Here is a 15,746-nt window from a genome sequence, read left to right on the forward strand (position 1 = left end):
TCAGGCCGTTTCGGCAAACAGCTCGCGGCCGATCAGCATGCGGCGGATTTCCGAGGTGCCGGCACCGATCTCATACAGCTTGGCATCGCGCCACAGGCGGCCGGCCGGGTACTCGTTGATATAGCCGTTGCCGCCGAGGATCTGCACCGTTTCGCCGGCCATCCACGTGGCCTTCTCGGCCGTGTACAGGATCACTGCTGCGCAGTCCTTGCGCACCTGGCGCACGTGGTCGCTGCCCAGCGAATCCAGGTTCTTGCCGACCGTGTACAGGTAGCTGCGTGCCGCCTGCAGCGTGGTGTACATGTCGGCGACCTTGCCCTGGATCAGCTGGAACTCGCCGATGCTCTGGCCAAACTGCTTGCGATCGTGGATGTACGGGGTGACCACATCCATGCAAGCCTGCATGATGCCGATCGGGCCACCCGACAGCACGGCGCGCTCGTAGTCGAGACCGCTCATCAGCACCTTGGCGCCGCCGTTCTCCGCGCCGAGGATGTTCTCGGCGGGAACTTCCACGTCCTCGAACACCAGCTCGCCGGTGTGCGAGCCGCGCATGCCGAGCTTGTCGAGCTTCTGCGCAACCGAGAAGCCCTTCATGCCTTTCTCGACAATGAACGCGGTCATGCCGCGCGCGCCGAGTTCCGGTTCGGTCTTGGCGTAGACCACGAGCACGTCGCAGTCCGGGCCGTTGGTGATCCACATCTTGGTGCCGTTGAGCACGTAGCGGTCGCCCTTGCGTTCGGCGCGCAGCTTCATGCTGACCACGTCGGAGCCTGCATTGGGCTCGCTCATCGCCAGTGCGCCGATCCAATCACCGGAGACCAGCTTGGGCAGGTACTTCGCCTTCTGCGCGGCCGTACCGTTGCGGTGGATCTGGTTCACGCAGAGGTTCGAATGCGCGCCGTAGGACAAGCCGACCGACGCCGAAGCGCGGCTGATTTCCTCCATCGCGACCATGTGGGCGAGGTAGCCCATGTTGGCGCCGCCGTATTCTTCGGCCACGGTGATGCCAAGCACGCCGAGGTCGCCCATCTTCTTCCAGACGTCCATCGGGAACTGGTCGGTGCGGTCGATCTCGCCCGCACGCGGCGCCAGTTCGGCCTGGGCCCAGTCGCGCACGGCGCTGCGCAGCATCTCGATATCTTCGCCCAGGTCGAATCTCAGGCCAGGGAGTTGGGTCATGATCGTGTTCTTCCGTAGATGTGTGTGGGGCGCCGTGGGTCAGGCGGTCTTGCTTTCGGTGAGGTTCAGTTCCTTCGTCATGCGTTCGCGCATGACGAACTTCTGCACCTTGCCTGTGATGGTCATCGGCATTTCGTCGACGAAGCGGATATAGCGCGGGATCTTGTAGTGGGCGATCTGGTCGCGGCAGAACGCACGGATCTCGTCTTCCGTCGCGGTCTGGCCAGGCTTGAGCACGACCCATGCACAGATTTCCTCACCGTACTTCTGGTCCGGCACGCCGAACACCTGCACGGCCTGGACTTTGGGGTGGCGGAACAGAAATTCCTCGATCTCGCGCGGGTAGACGTTCTCGCCGCCGCGGATCAGCATGTCCTTGACGCGGCCGACGATATTGCAATAGCCCTCGGCGTCGATCGTGGCCAGGTCGCCGGTGTGCATCCAGCCGTCGCGGATCGCTTCGCTGGTGCGTGCTTCGTCGTCCCAGTAGCCGAGCATGACGGAGTAACCGCGCGTGCACAGTTCGCCGGTTTCGCCGACTGGCACGATCTGGCCCGTGGCATCGACCACCTTGCATTCCAGGTGCGGCTGCACACGGCCGACCGTGGAGACGCGCTTGTCGAGCGGATCATTGGTGGAACTCTGGAACGACACAGGGCTCGTCTCGGTCATGCCGTAGGCAATGGTGACCTCGGCCATGTGCATGTCGGCGACGACGCGTTTCATGACCTCGATCGGGCAGGGCGAACCGGCCATGATGCCGGTGCGCAGCGTCGAGAAATCGAAGCGGCTGAATTCCGGATGGTCGAGCTGCGCGATGAACATGGTCGGCACGCCGTGCAGGGCGGTGCAGCGTTCCTCGCTGACGGCCGACATGGTCGCGACGGGTTCAAACGCCTCGCCCGGGAAGACCATGCATGCGCCGGTGGACACGCACGCCAGCACGGCCAGCACCATGCCGAAGCAGTGGTACAGCGGCACCGGAATGCAGAGCTTGTCCTGCTCGGTGAAGCGCATCGCGGCGGCGATGTAGCGCGCATTGTTGAGGATGTTCCGGTGCGTCAGCGTGGCACCCTTGGGCGCGCCCGTGGTGCCGCTGGTGAACTGGACGTTGATCGGGTCATGGCGGTCGAGTTGCGCCGTAATCGCGTCGAGCTCGGATACGGGGAGGCCGGCGCCGCGCGCGTGCAGTTCCTGCCAGGTCAGCATGCCGGGTGTCGGCTTGTTCTCCATGCGGATGACCCAGCGTAGTTCCGGCAGGCGCGCCGCCTGCAGCGCGCCCGGTTCGCTCTGCTGCAGCTCCGGGGCCAGCGTCTGGAGCATCTCCAGATAACGCGACGTCTTGAACGACTCCGGCGCGATGACCGCCTTGCAGCCAACCTTGTTCAGCGCATATTCAAGCTCCGACAGGCGGTAGGCCGGGTTGATATTGACCATGACGAGGCCGACGCGCGCGGTGGCGAACTGGGTCAGCAGCCATTCCACGCGGTTCGGCGACCAGATGCCGACGCGATCGCCACGGCGCAGGCCCAGCGCGTGGAAGCTGGCTGCCAGTGCATCGACGGCCGCCGCGAATTCCTGCCAGGTCCAGCGGATGCCCTGCTCGCGGAACACGACCGCCGGGCGCTGGCCGAAGCGGGCGACCGTGTCGGCCAGCATGGCCGGGATCGTCTGTTCGCTGAGCGGGGAGGTGGTGTCGCCTTTTACATAGGACAACCCGTTGGTGGGCAGGGTTGTATCGGGCACGGTCCGGGAAGTCCCAGGCTGCATCGTCATGCTCGTCTCCAGAGTGCGGCGTTCGGTGTCGTTCTTCCCGTATTTTGAGCGTAGCTCAAGTTTATGGCGGGAAGCCTTTCATTCGGTTTGGCGCTGCTTTTTTCTTTCTGTCCGGTAAAGTTATACCTGCGCTCAGAAAAAATCAACAAAAATTGAGTGTTGGTCAACTATCGTATAAAGTGGATCGACAGGCCTGCAATGGCGGCGCTTGGGCGGGAAGCCGCACTTATAATGCGGCCGTCGTCACTATCACCACGCAAGGACACGTCGATGCAGCAGATTGCGGGACAACGCCGGGTGCCGGCACGGGCCAAGGCCGAGCAGCGCATGCGCGACATCCTGCGGGTCGGCCGCGAGGTGTTTTCCGAGCTTGGCTACGAACGCGCGACCACGACCGAGATCGCGCAGCGGCTCGGCATCTCCGAAGGCACCGTCTTTACGTACTTCCACAGTAAGCGCGACCTGTGTGTCCGGGTGATCCAGGACTGGTATGACGAGATCATTGCCGCGATCGAGAATGGCCTGCCGCGCGAGCAGAGCACCAAGGTGCAGCTCGAGTTCTTCGTGCGCACGCATTTGCGGCTGTTCCTGATACAGGGCACGGGACTGTGCGCACTGGTGCTGTCGGAGGGGCGGGCCAAAGGCCAGGGCCTGGATGAAGTGTTCGTGCCGCTGCAACGGCGCTACACGGCGCCGTTGATGGACCTGCTGGCGCGGGCCCAGGCACGTAAGGAAATCCGGACGGACCTGTCGCTGCGGCTACTGCGTTCGGCCATCCTCGGGCCGATGGAGCACGTCCTGTGGGATGCGGTGGTGAGCGGGCGTCCAGTGGACATCGACCGGACGGCGAGCGACCTGATCGCGCTGCTCTGGCCAGCGCTGCAACCGCCCGATCTGGATGCCGTCGCGCTCAAGCAGTTCTACGGCGAGGTGGGCGCAGCGCTGGCGCGGGTCAAGCAGGCGGAACCGCCGGCGGAGTAACGCTGCGCCTTACCACACGGTCTGGATCATGCCTGGCAGTCGTGCTCCGAAATCTTCCTTGATGGTGTCGGTCTCACCGGCGAGGAAGAGGGTTGCCAGCGCTGCGGTGACTACGGCGATCAGGTAGACAAGTCTGGCATTCATGGCTGACTCCTTTGGGATCCGGGCTGGCGCGCGTGGCTCGCGGTTGCCTTTACCCATGCACATGGCATGCCATGTCGGGAAATGGCCTTCAGACGGCCGGTGACCTGCGGTAAATCGCCGAAACTGCCGGATTTGCACCGACATCTGCGTCCAATATGTTGGCTCGGCACTGACCTTCGCGTCGTCGCGTTGTAGCGCCGAAAATGTCGGATATCCCAAAAATGCTCAAGGCGATCACGTGTGTCACCGCGCTCGTCTGCCATCGTCCGCTGCACCAATGCAAAGCGCCGGCCCGGGCCGCGGCTGCGGCACAGGCGGGCGCTTCGTGCTCCTGCCGACGGAGCCGGGTGTCGTCTTACATACGGCCCTTCCAGGGCACCAGCCACGTTTCGGACTTGCGCATCAGCAGGTCGAACAGGAAGGCAATCAGCCCGATCAGCAGGATGCCCATGATCACCACGTCGGTGCGCAGGAAGTTGGACGCATTGAGCACCATCTGGCCGAGTCCGGCGGTCGCTGCGACCATCTCGGCGGCGACCAGCGTGGTCCAGCCGAAGCCGATGGCGATGCGCATGCCGGTCAGGATGTCGGGCAGCGCAGCGGGCAGCACCACATGGCGGATCACCTGCCACGGCGTGGCACCCATCGAGTAGGCCGCATTGATCTGCTCGATCGTGACCGAACGCACGCCGGCGCGCGCTGACATGGCCAGCGGCGCGAAGCAGGCCAGGTAGATCAGCAGGATCTTGGAGGTCTCGTCGATGCCGAACCAGATCACGATCAGCGGCAGGTAGGCCAGCGGCGGCAGCGGACGGTAGAACTCGATTGGCGGATCGAAGACGCCGCGCGCGACGCGCGACACGCCCATCAGCACGCCGATCGGCACCGCGGTGAGCACGGCCAGCGCGAAGGCGCCGAAGACGCGCACCAGGCTGGCGTGGAAGTGGTCCAGCAACGGCAGGCCGCCTTGCACATTGCCGTTCCAGGCATCGATAAAGGCCCGGATGATGGCCTCCGGCGTGGGCAGGAACAGCGGCGGCAGCCACTGCAGGTGGCTGGCGATCCACCACAGCGCCAGCAGCGTCATTACCGTGACGGTGGCGATGCGCGAGCTGGAGCCTTCGCCCGGCATGCGGTAACCGGAGACGGTGCGCATGGCGCGGCGCGGTGCGGCGGGCTGGCCGGCCGGAGCCGTGCTCCGGGTCGGGACGGCGGGGGCTGCCACGGCGGCAGCGTCGACCTGTTGGGCGGGTACGGTCATGGCTTTGTCCTCAGGGCGTGGCATGGATCAGGTCGACGATTTCTTCGCGATAGCGGATAAATTCCGGATCGGACTTGACGGCGCGCGCGTCGCCGCATTCGATGTAGCGGCGCGCGAACGGCAGGTCGTAGCTGTGCGCGATGCGGCCCGGCGACGGCGTCATCACGATCAGCCGCGTGGCGAGGAACAGCGCCTCTTCCACGCTGTGCGTGATGAAGAAAACGATCTTCTGTTCGCGCGCCCACAGCCGCAGGATCAGCGCCTGGATCGATTCGCGCGTGAGTGCGTCGAGCGCGCCCAGCGGCTCGTCCATCAGCATCACCTCGGGGTCATTGGCCAGCGCGCGTGCAATGCCCACGCGCTGCTGCATGCCGCCCGACAGCTGGTAGACGGGCTTGCTGGCGACTTTCTCGAGACCTACCTGGGCCAGCTTTTCATGCGCGATGCGCAGGCGCTCGGCACGGTTTACGCCGCGCAGCCGAAGGCCCAGGGCGACGTTGTCGGCCACGTTGAGCCACGGCATCAGCGCGTGCTTCTGGAACACCACGCCGCGTTCCGCGCCAGGGCCGAGCACAGGCTTGCCGTCGAGGCGGATCTCGCCCTCCGACGGTTGCATGAAGCCCGCAATGCAGGACAGCAGCGTGGTCTTGCCGCAGCCCGAGGCGCCGAGGGCGACCACGAAGTCGCCGCGTTCCATGGTCAGGTTCACTTGGGACAGGGCCAGCGTCTGCGCGCCTCCGCGGCCGCCGTAGTTGACGCTGACCTTGTCGATTTCCAGCCGGGACATGACAGTCCTCCTGAAGATTTGGGGTGTGGCTTGCCGCATCGCCGGCCGCATGAAGCCATGGGCGGGCGAGGGCAGGTACGTCGGTGGGCCGTGGCCGGCACCGACGCGTGCACTGCAAGGGGCCGCGGCTACTGCGCGGCGCGCCGGACCCATTCGGCGTTGACACCGCCGCTGTAGTCGGGCAGCACGGTCTGGATCGTGCCCTGTTCCTTCAGGAAGACTGCCGCCGAGCGCAGGGCGCTGGCCGCGCCGCCGCCGAGCCAACGCGACGATGCCTGCTCCTGCAGCGTGGGGAAGCTGTAGAGCGCCATGCTGGCCGGGACTTCCTCGGCCTTGGCACCGGTGAGCCGGGCCACGGACTTGACAGGCGGGGAATCAGGCGTCCATGCTGCCTTGTTGTTGCGGTAGTTGTCGTCCGCGGCGGCCAGCACGCGCACGAACTTGACCATGAAGTCCGGGTTTTCACGCGCGAACTTCTTGTTGGCGATCATGCCGTCGAAGGTCGCCTTGCCGGTCTGCGCGGCGATCTGGCCCGACGTGGTCAGCACCTTGCCGGAGCGCTTGACCTTGGCCAGCACCGGGTCCCAGATAAAGGTCGCGTCGATGTCGCCGCGTTCCCACGCCGCGGCCACTTCCGGCGGCCGCATGTTCATGATCTTGACGTCTTTCGGATTGACCTTGGCCTGCTCCAGCGCCACCAGCGTGTGGTAGTGCGTGGTCGAGACGAACGGCACGCCGACGCGCTTGCCTTTCAGGTCGGCGATATTGGACACTTGCGCACCATTGCGGGCCACGAAGGCCTCGGCCGCGTTGATGTCGTCAAGGATCCAGAACAGCTCCACATCGAGCCCCTGCGACAACGCCGAGGCGATGGGCGAGGAACCGGCCTCGCCGATGGCGATCTGGCCCGACGCCATCGCGCGGATCACGTCGCCGCCGCCGGTGAACTGGCGGAACGAGACCTTGTAGCCGGTCTGCTTCTCGACCTCCTTCATATCCTGCGCGTAGCGCCACGGCACCACCATGTCCTGATAGGCGATGATGACTTCCTTGGCCTGTGCGTGGGCGGCCGGGGCCAGTACGGCCGCGAGCGCGATGCCTGCTGCCAGTTGCTTGATCCAATGCATGATCGGACTCCTCGATTGTTGAAACTGCCTGGATGCCGTCCGTTGGACGGCACGGTGGGTCGGCACCGTCGCAGTGCCTGCGTGTGGTGCCTAAACGAGGAGGAAGGAAGGTCGAGCAAGAGGCATGCCAGTCTCCTTGGCTGGGGTGTCGTTGCACCCTCTGTTGGATGGGGCTCCCCGCTACTGCGCAGAGCGCCGGCACATGACGCATGGCGCGGCATGTGAGCGCCATGGTAGGGAAGGCCGTTTTGCGGGGTTAGTGCCAGTGGGGGGCTTTCGTTGGGTCCAGCGGGGTGGCTGTCGCGGGGGGGGGATGGCTTTTCGCAGGCGCAGCTGTTTCCAGGTTCGCCGAACAGCGCCCTTCTGGTTGACGCCAAGCCATCGATCTTGCTCCATCGACTCCGCGAGAAGGATTTCCACCTCACGATCGAGAAGGGCAATTGCATGAGTCGCTTGGCGCCGGAATGGCATCCAGAGCGGCAGCGACCTAGCGGGCAGCCTCGTGCGCGATGGCCAACGGATTATCCGCAACGCTCGTTGCAGCCCGAGTTCGCCAGGCCTGCCTGCCGTCGACGAAATCGGCATTAGTGTCGAGTCGGCCGTCAACAAATGGCCAGCGCTTACATGCGGGACGGTAGCAACCGACCCAGCCGGTCGGAAATGTGACGACATTGGGCGGAGCCGCCGGCCAATGTCGGAAGTGACCAGTTCGAGTTCCCCGACGTCGATCACTACCAACGGCACCGGCACGATGTATGTCGCCGACCCCTGCGGCAACATCCGGGGGAGACTAGCTAACGCCTAGATTCCTACATTGCCCGGAAATAGCGACCGGCAACGTGACTTAAGCCACTCAAGGAAGTGCTTGAAGCAGGTGCGATTATCCGGCTGCGCCTGAGAGTTCTTCCAGCCGAGACATGTTTATTCCAGGGCCCGTCGAGGGTACCTTCACCCCTAGTTTGATAACACTACAACGAGACTAGGAGCAACGCGATGCAGTCTGCCTATGGACACCAGACACCGCCAGTCACTTCCGAACTAACCTGCGTTGAGCCGGGCAGCCCAATGGGTGAGTTGCTGCGGCGCTACTGGCAACCTGTCTGCACCTCCGATGAATTGACGGACCGGCCGCGCAAGGAAAAGCTCCTCTGCGAGGAGATCGTACTGTTCCGCGATGGGACAGGGAAAGTCGGCGCCTTGCAGCCGCATTGCTCGCATCGCGGCACCTCGCTCGAATGGGGGCGGATCGAGGACAGGGGCTTGCGTTGCTGTTTCCACGGCTGGCTCTACGGCACCGATGGCCGCTGCCTTGAAATGCCGTGCGAGACCGAGGAGTTTCGCGAGCGGATGAATGTCTGGCAGCCGGCCTATCCGACGCTCGAATTCGGCGGGCTCGTCTTCGTCTATATGGGCCCGGCCGGCACCGAGCCGATATTCCCTGTCTACGACATTATCGACCCGAACGTGGTGGGCGAGGTCGAACTGCGCGGCATGCGACTCTGGGGCGATCACGGGATCGGCTACGTCAAAGACTGCAATTGGCTCCAGCATTACGAGAACGTCGTCGATCCCTGGCACCTCATCATGTTGCACCAGGTGATCAGCGGCAACCAGGGGCACAACATGCTCGAGGGCCTGGCAGGCGACACGTTGGCGCGGGACATGGCGAAGATCGACTTTGAGAAAACGCCATTGGGTGTGCGCTTCAACATGGTGCGCGAGTTGCCGAACGGCAACCACTTCATTCGGCATGCGGAATGCATCGTGCCGAACGCGTTCCTGGTCCCCGCCGTCTACGACAGCGGCGCGCGCAAGACACGCGCCACCGAGCTGTCCTGGGTGGTGCCGGTGGACAACGAGCATGTTCGCGGCATCAGCATCGTCGCGTGGCCCTTGCAGGACGGCAAGCCGAAGCCCGGCTGGCGCCCCGGGACCGACATCAGCGACGCAGTCCGGCCGGGCGCGGCGTTGGAGCGGAGCTACGAGGAACGCCAGCGCAAGCCTGATGACCGCGAAGCGCAGGAGGGCCAGCGCACGACTGCCGTGCATGCGCTCGAAAACCTTGGCACCTCCGACGGCGGCGTCGTGATGTTGCGACGTATCTTGCGCGAACAGTTGAAGCGGCTCGAACAAGGACTCGACCCGCTGAACGTCGTGCGCGACAAGGACGCCGCGCGCGGCATTCCGACCGGAACCTGGAACGCGGTCCTCACCTCCGCCGAAGCCGCGGCTCTCGGCGCGAATGTGGGGCGCCTCGCCTGACTCGCCGGAGTCACGTCCCTGGCGCTCGACGTCCGGGACGTGCGGGCCGCGGCTCACAACTGCATCGTCCGTACCTTTGCCGAGGGTGGCGGATCGGGGATATGCGCCACCCGCCGCGGCTATGTCGTGGCTGATGATCCCGGCTAGATCCCAACATGGAGCGAAAACAAGATGCTCGAATTTACCGCCTGCGAGCGCTGTCCGACGGAGCGCCTCTCCAGCCGATTGGTGGCGTCGCCGGGGACGGGCGGCGTCGTCGGGCCCCTGATGGAGACGTGGATATGATGCCGAGCTCGACGGTCGTCATCGTCGGCGCCGGCCAGGCTGGCTTGCAGGCAGCCACCTCGCTGCGCCAAGCGGGGTTCGACGGCAGGATTCGGCTGGTCGGCGATGAGCCCTGCATCCCCTACGAGCGCCCACCCCTGTCGAAATCCTACCTTGCAGGCGAGACCGGGCTCGACGGCCTTTGGTTGCGGCCGGAGATGTTCTACGGAAAGGAGCGAATCGAGCTGGAACTGGGCCAAACCGCGACCGCGATTGACCGGCAGACGCGGCAAGTCGAACTCGCCTCTGGCCGCAAGGTTGCCTACGACCGATTGGTGTTAGCGACCGGTGCTCGCTTCCGCCCCTTGTCGGTCCCGGGCGCCGAGCTTGACGGCGTTTTGCCACTGCGCACTCTCGCCGACGCAGACGCTTTGCGGCCGCGGCTCGCAGAGGCGCGCGAGGTTGTTGTCATCGGCGCCGGCTTCATTGGCCTTGAATTTGCCGCCGTCGCTCGCAAGGCAGGGGTTGCCGTACACATCATCGAAATGACGCAGCGGCTGATGGGGCGGGTCGTCTCCGAGCAGACATCCCGCTTCTACACCAGGGCGCACCGCGACTGGGGCTCAGCGTTTCTGTTCGGCACCGGTGTTGCCCGTATTCTCGGCAACAGGCGGGTCAGCGGGGTTGAGACTAGCGATGGCCGCACACTGCCGGCCGACCTCGTATTGATCGGCATCGGCGTCGTGCCAAATACCGAGATCGCTGCGGCAGCGGGGCTGGCGATCGACAACGGCATCATTGTCGACCAGAACCTGGCGAGCACCGACCCAACGATCTTCGCGATCGGCGATTGCGCCAACTACCCCAGCCGCTTCGGCCGCTGCCGTCTCGAATCGGTACAGAACGCCGTCGATCAGGGCCAAGCCGTCGCTGCCGCGATTGTCGGCGAGTCGATACCCTACGACAAGGTGCCATGGTTCTGGACCGACCAGGCCGATTTGAAACTGCAGATCGCCGGCATCACGGCTGGCCACGACCGTTCGGTATTGCGCGGCGATCCTGAGAGCCGCAGCTTCTCGGTGTTCTTCTTCCGCGACGGCACCCTGATCGGCGTCGAGTCGATCAACCGGCCGGCTGACCACGTGGTCGCGCGTCGGTTGCTGCTCGCCGACCCGCGTCTGTCCCCGGAACAGGCCGTCGATCCCGACTTCGATCTGCGGGCGCACGCGATCCGCTTTTCGCGACGTGAGAGGGCGCAAACATGACGGTCAAAACGACGTTGCGGGCGAAACGGGTATTTCCGATCTCGGCTTGCCATCGGGTGGCAGCCAAACAAGCGCGGGGGCGATGAATATGGCAGGAGAAACGGCACATTTCGGATTGCGCAACTGGCCGCCGGCGCCGGCGATCCGACCATTCGAATTGACGCTGCGCCAGCAGAAGCTGGTCGATATGGCGCGGGCTGGCCTGGCCGAGCCGTTCCGCGGGATCAGTTGCATCGGCTCGGTAGCCGAGGGGCAATTTCCGCCCGCTGCAACCGGCGTCTCGCTCGCCCCGCTGCTGGAGGCGGCGCGCGCCTTTCTCGCGAGTCTCGACGCCAGGCAGCGGCGCGCCGCCTGCCTGGCAATCGACGACACGGCGTGGCGCCAGTGGTCCAACTTTCATCCCTGGCTGATGCCACGCAATGGGATCTGCCTCGCCGATCTCAGCCACGGCCAGCGCAAGGCAGCGCTGGCACTGATGCGTGAGACGATGAGCGGGGCGGGCTATCAGACCGCGCGCGATGTCATGCGACTCAACGAGCACGCCCTCGAAATAACGGGTAAGCCCGAGGAGTACAGCGAGTGGTACTACTGGATCAGCATCTTCGGGACGCCATCGCCGAACGCCCCTTGGGGCTGGCAGATCGATGGGCACCACCTCAACGTCAATTGCTTCGTGCTCGGCGACCAGTTCGTCATGACACCGACCCTTATGGGTTCGGAGCCGGTCTTGGCGCGGTTCGGTAAGTACAGCGGTCTGCGGGTGTTTGCTGCCGAGGAGGAACAAGGCCATGCGCTGATGAGCGCGCTGTCGGCCGAGGCGCGGCAACAGGCGACGCTCGGCACTGACTTGCCGTGGGAAGTGTTCGCCGGTGCTTACAACGACAACCGGCATATTGAGCCGGGCGGCATCCGTTACGCGGACCTGCCGCAGGAAGGCCGCGAGCGTCTCGAGGCGCTGCTGGCAACCTATATCGGGTACATCCGCCCCGGTCATTCCGATCTGCGCTGGGCCGAGGCCAAACGCCACCTCGGCGATACGCAATTCGCCTGGATCGGGCCGTTCGACGATACCAGCCCGTTCTATTACCGCATCTTGAGCCCGGCGATCCTGGTCGAGTTCGACCACCAACCGGGCATCGTGTTCGACAACGATAAGCCGTCCCGTGATCACATCCACACGCTCGTTCGCACGCCGAATGGCAAGGACTATGGAAAGGATCTGCTGCGCCAACATTACCTCCGGTGGCACACAGGTGACCACGGAGCCTATACGCACTCGCACGAAGACGGGGCCGCCCGCGCCCAGGACAGATGAGCCCGCCGGCCGGAGTACAGCCATACCGCCGACGTACCTGCACTAACCCAATCTGCAAAATTTAGTCAACAGAAGGAGACGACTGATGCACCATGCCATCCGCATTCACGAGACCGGTGGACCCGAAAAGCTTGTCTGGGATCAGATTTCCGTCGACGATCCCGGCCCAGGGCAAGCGCGCCTTCGCCAGACGGCCGTCGGCGTGAACTTCATCGACATCTACTTCCGCACCGGCCTCTACCCGTTGCCGCTGCCGTTTATCCCGGGGCGCGAAGCGGTCGGCGTAGTCGAGGCAGTCGGGCCTGACGTCACTTCGCTGAAGCCGGGCGACCGTGTCGTATATAGCGGCGTGCAGGGCGCCTACGCCCAGGTCCGGCTGGTGCCGGCCGATCGCCTGGTCAAACTTCCCGACGGCATCAGCGACGAGATCGGTGCGGCGGTGATGCAGAAGGGCATGACCGCGCAGTTCCTGTGCCGTCAGACCTACCAAGTCGGCAAGGACGACACGATCCTCGTGCACGCGGCCGCAGGCGGCGTCGGCCTCGTGCTGTGCCAGTGGGCCAAGCATCTGGGTGCGACCGTCATCGGCACCGTGTCGACTGAGGAAAAGGCGAAGCTTGTGGAGGCCCACGGCTGCGACCATGCGCTGATCCACGGCAAGGACGACTTCGTCGAGGTAGTGAAGGAGATCACAGGCGGCGTCGGTGTCCCAGTCGTCTATGACTCGATCGGTAAGGATACCTTCATGGGCTCGCTCGACTGCCTCAGGCCGCGCGGCCTGATGGTGCTCTACGGCCAGTCCTCCGGCCCGGTGCCGCCGTTCGACATCAGCATCCTCGACAAGAAGGGCTCGCTGTTCCTGACCCGCCCGACCCAGAATGCGTACCTGCCCACCCGCGCCAAGGTCGAGGAGGGTGCGCAGGAGGTGTTCGACGTCGTGCAGTCAGGGGCGGTGAAGGTTCACATCAACCAGCGCTTCGCGCTCAAGGACGCGGCTGAAGCGCATCTTGCGATGGAGTCGCGCAAGACGACCGGTTCTCTGGTGCTGCTGCCCTGAAGCGAAGCGCCGTCGGCGTCTCGAAGCCGGCATTGCTTTTCAGAATGATCTTTACCCTGCCCGGGGCGGACAGTCCCGGGCAACGTTTTGCTTCACGATGTGACGAAGTGCGCGGCCTCGATCATCGGCAAGCTCAAGACAACAAATTTCGAAATGGACGGACTCTATCGATGGCACATGTCAACCTGGATATGGATGCGGTTAGGAGCGAAATCGGTCCCTACGCAGATACACAAACTCCTCTCGCTGAACGCGAGCAAGCCTACAAGGACCTCGTTGGCTTCCTGCCTCCACGCATAGCCGCCCGACTGGCCGTGACGGGAGCGCTCGATCCTGAACTGCTTGGTCTCCAAGAGGAGGTGCGCCTTCGCACGTTGTATCCGGCGTGTTTCGACACGAAAACTTCCCAGCTAATGGTGTTTGGCATTCTGCTCGCCAAGCTGCTCGACGCGGCCATGTTGCATGCGCGCGCGGCACGCCGGGCTGGCGCTAGCTGGGAAGAAATGCAGGCCGTCGTTAGTCTCGCTTACCTCTATGGCGGGATACCGTGCGCAAACCGCGGCGCGGAGATCATTGCTCAGCTTGCCGAGTTTGAGAGCGCGGACCGGACCGGCACCATAGTTTGACAATTGAGGCCGTTTGAGAAGTACTGCAGAAGAACGATAGATCTTGGGGCGACCGCAAAGCGAGCCCTATCTATCGTTCCGCCGGGGCTTACGGCGTGGCTTGGCTGAAGAGCCTTGCAAGGCGCGGATGTCGCTATGTCGGCGTGCATCCAGACTCCCAAGAGAAGGCAGGCAGATCAAGGATCGAGCGTGATCGTACCATGTCATGCTTATCAACCCTTTGCTCAACAGAAGAAGGATCGAGGAAAAATGTCGCGACTTTATTCCAATCTTATCGCCGGAGAATTCGTTGAAGGGGCGAATATCTCTCGCAATATCAACCCATCCAATACGAACGACGTTGTCGGCGAGTACGCGCAGGGTTCCGTGGCGGACGTTAATAAAGCAGTGGACGCAGCTAAGGCTGCTTTCCCGGCCTGGAGCCGTGCGACGTCACAGGAGCGCTTCGACATCTTGAGGAAGGCTTCCGATGAGATCATCGCCCGCAAGGAGGAGCTTGGCCGGCTTCTCTCGCGCGAGGAAGGCAAGACGCTCGCCGAGGGCATCGGCGAGGTGGCCCGTGCAGGGCAGATCTTCGCGTTCGCCGCAGGCGAATGCTTGCGTGCCGGTGGTGAGGCAATTCCTTCAGTACGCGCTGGTGTCGGTGTCGAGATCACCCGCGAGCCGGTGGGGATTGTCGGGATGATCACGCCCTGGAACTTTCCGATTGCAATCCCGGCGTGGAAGATCGCGCCGGCTCTCGCCTGGGGCAACTGCGTCGTCATCAAGCCGGCCGACCTTGTGCCGGGCTCCGCCTGGGCGCTCGTCGACATCATCCAGCGCGCCGGCCTGCCTAAGGGCGTGCTCAATCTTGTCATGGGTCGCGGTTCGGTAGTTGGTCAGGCGCTGCTCGAGCACAAGGACGTGCACGCGATCTCTTTCACCGGCTCGGTCGCGACTGGTCGCAAGGTTGCGGCCACCTGTATCGCCTCGAACCCGATGAAAAAGGTCCAGATCGAGATGGGTGGCAAGAACCCGCTTGTCGTGCTTGACGACGCGGATCTCAACACGGCGGTCGAAGTGGCAGTCAACGGCGCCTTCTTTTCCACCGGTCAGCGCTGCACGGCGTCTTCGCGCCTGGTCGTCCAAGCGGGCATCCATGACCGCTTCGTCGAGGCCTGCATCGAGCGGCTGAAGAGCATCGTCGTCGACGACGCGCTGAAGCAAGGCACGCAGATAGGCCCGGTGGTCGACCAGAGCCAGATCGACCAGGACCTTAGGTACATCCAGATCGCTAAGGATGAGGGCGGCAAGCTGGTCTTCGGTGGCGAACTCCTGAAGCGTGCGACGCCCGGCTTCTATCTCCAGCCGGCGCTCTTCACCGAAACGACCAATGCGATGCGGATCTCGCGCGAGGAGGTCTTCGGCCCGGTCGCCAACATTGTGCGAGTCAGGGACTACGACGAAGCACTAGCCTTGGCCAACGACACCGAGTTCGGCCTCTCCGCTGGTATCTGCACGACCTCTCTGAAGTATGCGACGCACTTCAAACGCAGTAGCGAGGCTGGCATGGTGATGGTCAACCTGCCGACAGCGGGTGTCGACTATCACGTTCCGTTCGGTGGTCGGAAGGGCTCGAGCTATGGCTCTCGTGAGCAAGGGACGTACGCCAAGGAGCATTACACTACGATCAAGACCGCCTACACGATGGCTTGATAGC

General features: G+C 64.0%; 13 protein-coding genes. 7 read left to right on the forward strand and 6 right to left on the reverse strand.

All coding sequences use genetic code 11. The features are described 5' to 3' along the window. Positions 1-1,182 carry an isovaleryl-CoA dehydrogenase gene (locus tag ACIGJG_RS07585; RefSeq protein WP_483672979.1) on the reverse strand — a complete coding sequence of 394 codons (1,182 nt, stop codon included), beginning with the start codon at positions 1,180-1,182 and terminating at the stop codon, positions 1-3. 39 nt (positions 1,183-1,221) lie between these two features. Next, positions 1,222-2,958, reverse strand: a complete 1,737-nt coding sequence (locus ACIGJG_RS07590) for an AMP-binding protein (protein WP_220631545.1) — start codon at positions 2,956-2,958, stop codon at positions 1,222-1,224. A 270-nt stretch (positions 2,959-3,228) separates the two neighbouring features. Here ACIGJG_RS07590 and ACIGJG_RS07595 point away from each other — a divergent pair, with 270 nt between their 5' ends. Further along, positions 3,229-3,939 carry a TetR/AcrR family transcriptional regulator gene (locus tag ACIGJG_RS07595; RefSeq protein WP_041679576.1) on the forward strand — a complete coding sequence of 237 codons (711 nt, stop codon included), beginning with the start codon at positions 3,229-3,231 and terminating at the stop codon, positions 3,937-3,939. A 9-nt stretch (positions 3,940-3,948) separates the two neighbouring features. Here the strand turns inward: ACIGJG_RS07595 and ACIGJG_RS07600 are convergent, their stop codons facing one another. The 4 genes from ACIGJG_RS07600 to tauA form a co-directional block, all read right to left on the reverse strand. Beyond that, positions 3,949-4,083, reverse strand: a complete 135-nt coding sequence (locus tag ACIGJG_RS07600) for a hypothetical protein (protein ID WP_280640420.1) — start codon at positions 4,081-4,083, stop codon at positions 3,949-3,951. Between the two features lie 355 nt (positions 4,084-4,438). Continuing rightward, positions 4,439-5,344 (reverse strand): ABC transporter permease subunit, encoded by a 906-nt coding sequence (locus tag ACIGJG_RS07605; protein ID WP_011297639.1) that lies wholly within the window; start codon positions 5,342-5,344, stop codon positions 4,439-4,441. Between the two features lie 10 nt (positions 5,345-5,354). After that, the gene (locus tag ACIGJG_RS07610; protein WP_011297640.1) at positions 5,355-6,131 is read right to left on the reverse strand and encodes a taurine ABC transporter ATP-binding protein; all 777 of its coding nucleotides are present in this window, start codon (positions 6,129-6,131) and stop codon (positions 5,355-5,357) included. Between the two features lie 128 nt (positions 6,132-6,259). Continuing rightward, the gene (tauA, locus tag ACIGJG_RS07615; protein ID WP_011297641.1) at positions 6,260-7,258 is read right to left on the reverse strand and encodes a taurine ABC transporter substrate-binding protein; all 999 of its coding nucleotides are present in this window, start codon (positions 7,256-7,258) and stop codon (positions 6,260-6,262) included. A gap of 1,065 nt (positions 7,259-8,323) precedes the next feature. Here tauA and ACIGJG_RS07620 point away from each other — a divergent pair. The 6 genes from ACIGJG_RS07620 to ACIGJG_RS07645 all read left to right on the forward strand — a co-directional run bounded on the left by ACIGJG_RS07620 (position 8,324) and on the right by ACIGJG_RS07645 (position 15,742). Next, the gene (locus ACIGJG_RS07620) at positions 8,324-9,520 is read left to right on the forward strand and encodes a Rieske 2Fe-2S domain-containing protein (protein WP_011297642.1); all 1,197 of its coding nucleotides are present in this window, start codon (positions 8,324-8,326) and stop codon (positions 9,518-9,520) included. A gap of 281 nt (positions 9,521-9,801) precedes the next feature. After that, the gene (locus ACIGJG_RS07625; RefSeq protein WP_011297643.1) at positions 9,802-11,049 is read left to right on the forward strand and encodes an NAD(P)/FAD-dependent oxidoreductase; all 1,248 of its coding nucleotides are present in this window, start codon (positions 9,802-9,804) and stop codon (positions 11,047-11,049) included. Positions 11,050-11,137: 88 nt separating this feature from the next. Continuing rightward, positions 11,138-12,364, forward strand: a complete 1,227-nt coding sequence (locus tag ACIGJG_RS07630; protein ID WP_011297644.1) for a DUF3500 domain-containing protein — start codon at positions 11,138-11,140, stop codon at positions 12,362-12,364. An 85-nt stretch (positions 12,365-12,449) separates the two neighbouring features. Beyond that, the gene (locus ACIGJG_RS07635; protein ID WP_011297645.1) at positions 12,450-13,421 is read left to right on the forward strand and encodes a quinone oxidoreductase family protein; all 972 of its coding nucleotides are present in this window, start codon (positions 12,450-12,452) and stop codon (positions 13,419-13,421) included. A 44-nt stretch (positions 13,422-13,465) separates the two neighbouring features. Next, entirely contained in the window at positions 13,466-14,047 is a 582-nt protein-coding gene (locus tag ACIGJG_RS07640) for a carboxymuconolactone decarboxylase family protein (protein WP_011297646.1), read from the forward strand. Positions 14,048-14,296: 249 nt separating this feature from the next. Further along, a complete protein-coding gene (locus ACIGJG_RS07645; RefSeq protein WP_011297647.1) occupies positions 14,297-15,742 on the forward strand; it encodes an aldehyde dehydrogenase family protein in 1,446 nt (481 codons plus the stop codon). Positions 15,743-15,746 lie beyond the last annotated feature (4 nt).

It is taken from the genome of Cupriavidus sp. C1SS-2L (genome assembly GCF_057073735.1).

Bases quoted from the DNA above. Each gene is read 5' to 3' on its own strand.
- ACIGJG_RS07585 (WP_483672979.1), bottom strand. From the start codon at position 1,182: ATGACCCAACTCCCTGGCCTGAGATTCGACCTGGGCGAAGATATCGAG.
- ACIGJG_RS07590 (WP_220631545.1), bottom strand. From the start codon at position 2,958: ATGACGATGCAGCCTGGGACTTCCCGGACCGTGCCCGATACAACCCTG.
- ACIGJG_RS07595 (WP_041679576.1), top strand. From the start codon at position 3,229: ATGCAGCAGATTGCGGGACAACGCCGGGTGCCGGCACGGGCCAAGGCC.
- ACIGJG_RS07600 (WP_280640420.1), bottom strand. From the start codon at position 4,083: ATGAATGCCAGACTTGTCTACCTGATCGCCGTAGTCACCGCAGCGCTG.
- ACIGJG_RS07605 (WP_011297639.1), bottom strand. From the start codon at position 5,344: ATGACCGTACCCGCCCAACAGGTCGACGCTGCCGCCGTGGCAGCCCCC.
- ACIGJG_RS07610 (WP_011297640.1), bottom strand. From the start codon at position 6,131: ATGTCCCGGCTGGAAATCGACAAGGTCAGCGTCAACTACGGCGGCCGC.
- tauA (WP_011297641.1), bottom strand. From the start codon at position 7,258: ATGCATTGGATCAAGCAACTGGCAGCAGGCATCGCGCTCGCGGCCGTA.
- ACIGJG_RS07620 (WP_011297642.1), top strand. From the start codon at position 8,324: ATGGGTGAGTTGCTGCGGCGCTACTGGCAACCTGTCTGCACCTCCGAT.
- ACIGJG_RS07625 (WP_011297643.1), top strand. From the start codon at position 9,802: ATGATGCCGAGCTCGACGGTCGTCATCGTCGGCGCCGGCCAGGCTGGC.
- ACIGJG_RS07630 (WP_011297644.1), top strand. From the start codon at position 11,138: ATGGCAGGAGAAACGGCACATTTCGGATTGCGCAACTGGCCGCCGGCG.
- ACIGJG_RS07635 (WP_011297645.1), top strand. From the start codon at position 12,450: ATGCACCATGCCATCCGCATTCACGAGACCGGTGGACCCGAAAAGCTT.
- ACIGJG_RS07640 (WP_011297646.1), top strand. From the start codon at position 13,466: ATGATCTTTACCCTGCCCGGGGCGGACAGTCCCGGGCAACGTTTTGCT.
- ACIGJG_RS07645 (WP_011297647.1), top strand. From the start codon at position 14,297: ATGTCGCGACTTTATTCCAATCTTATCGCCGGAGAATTCGTTGAAGGG.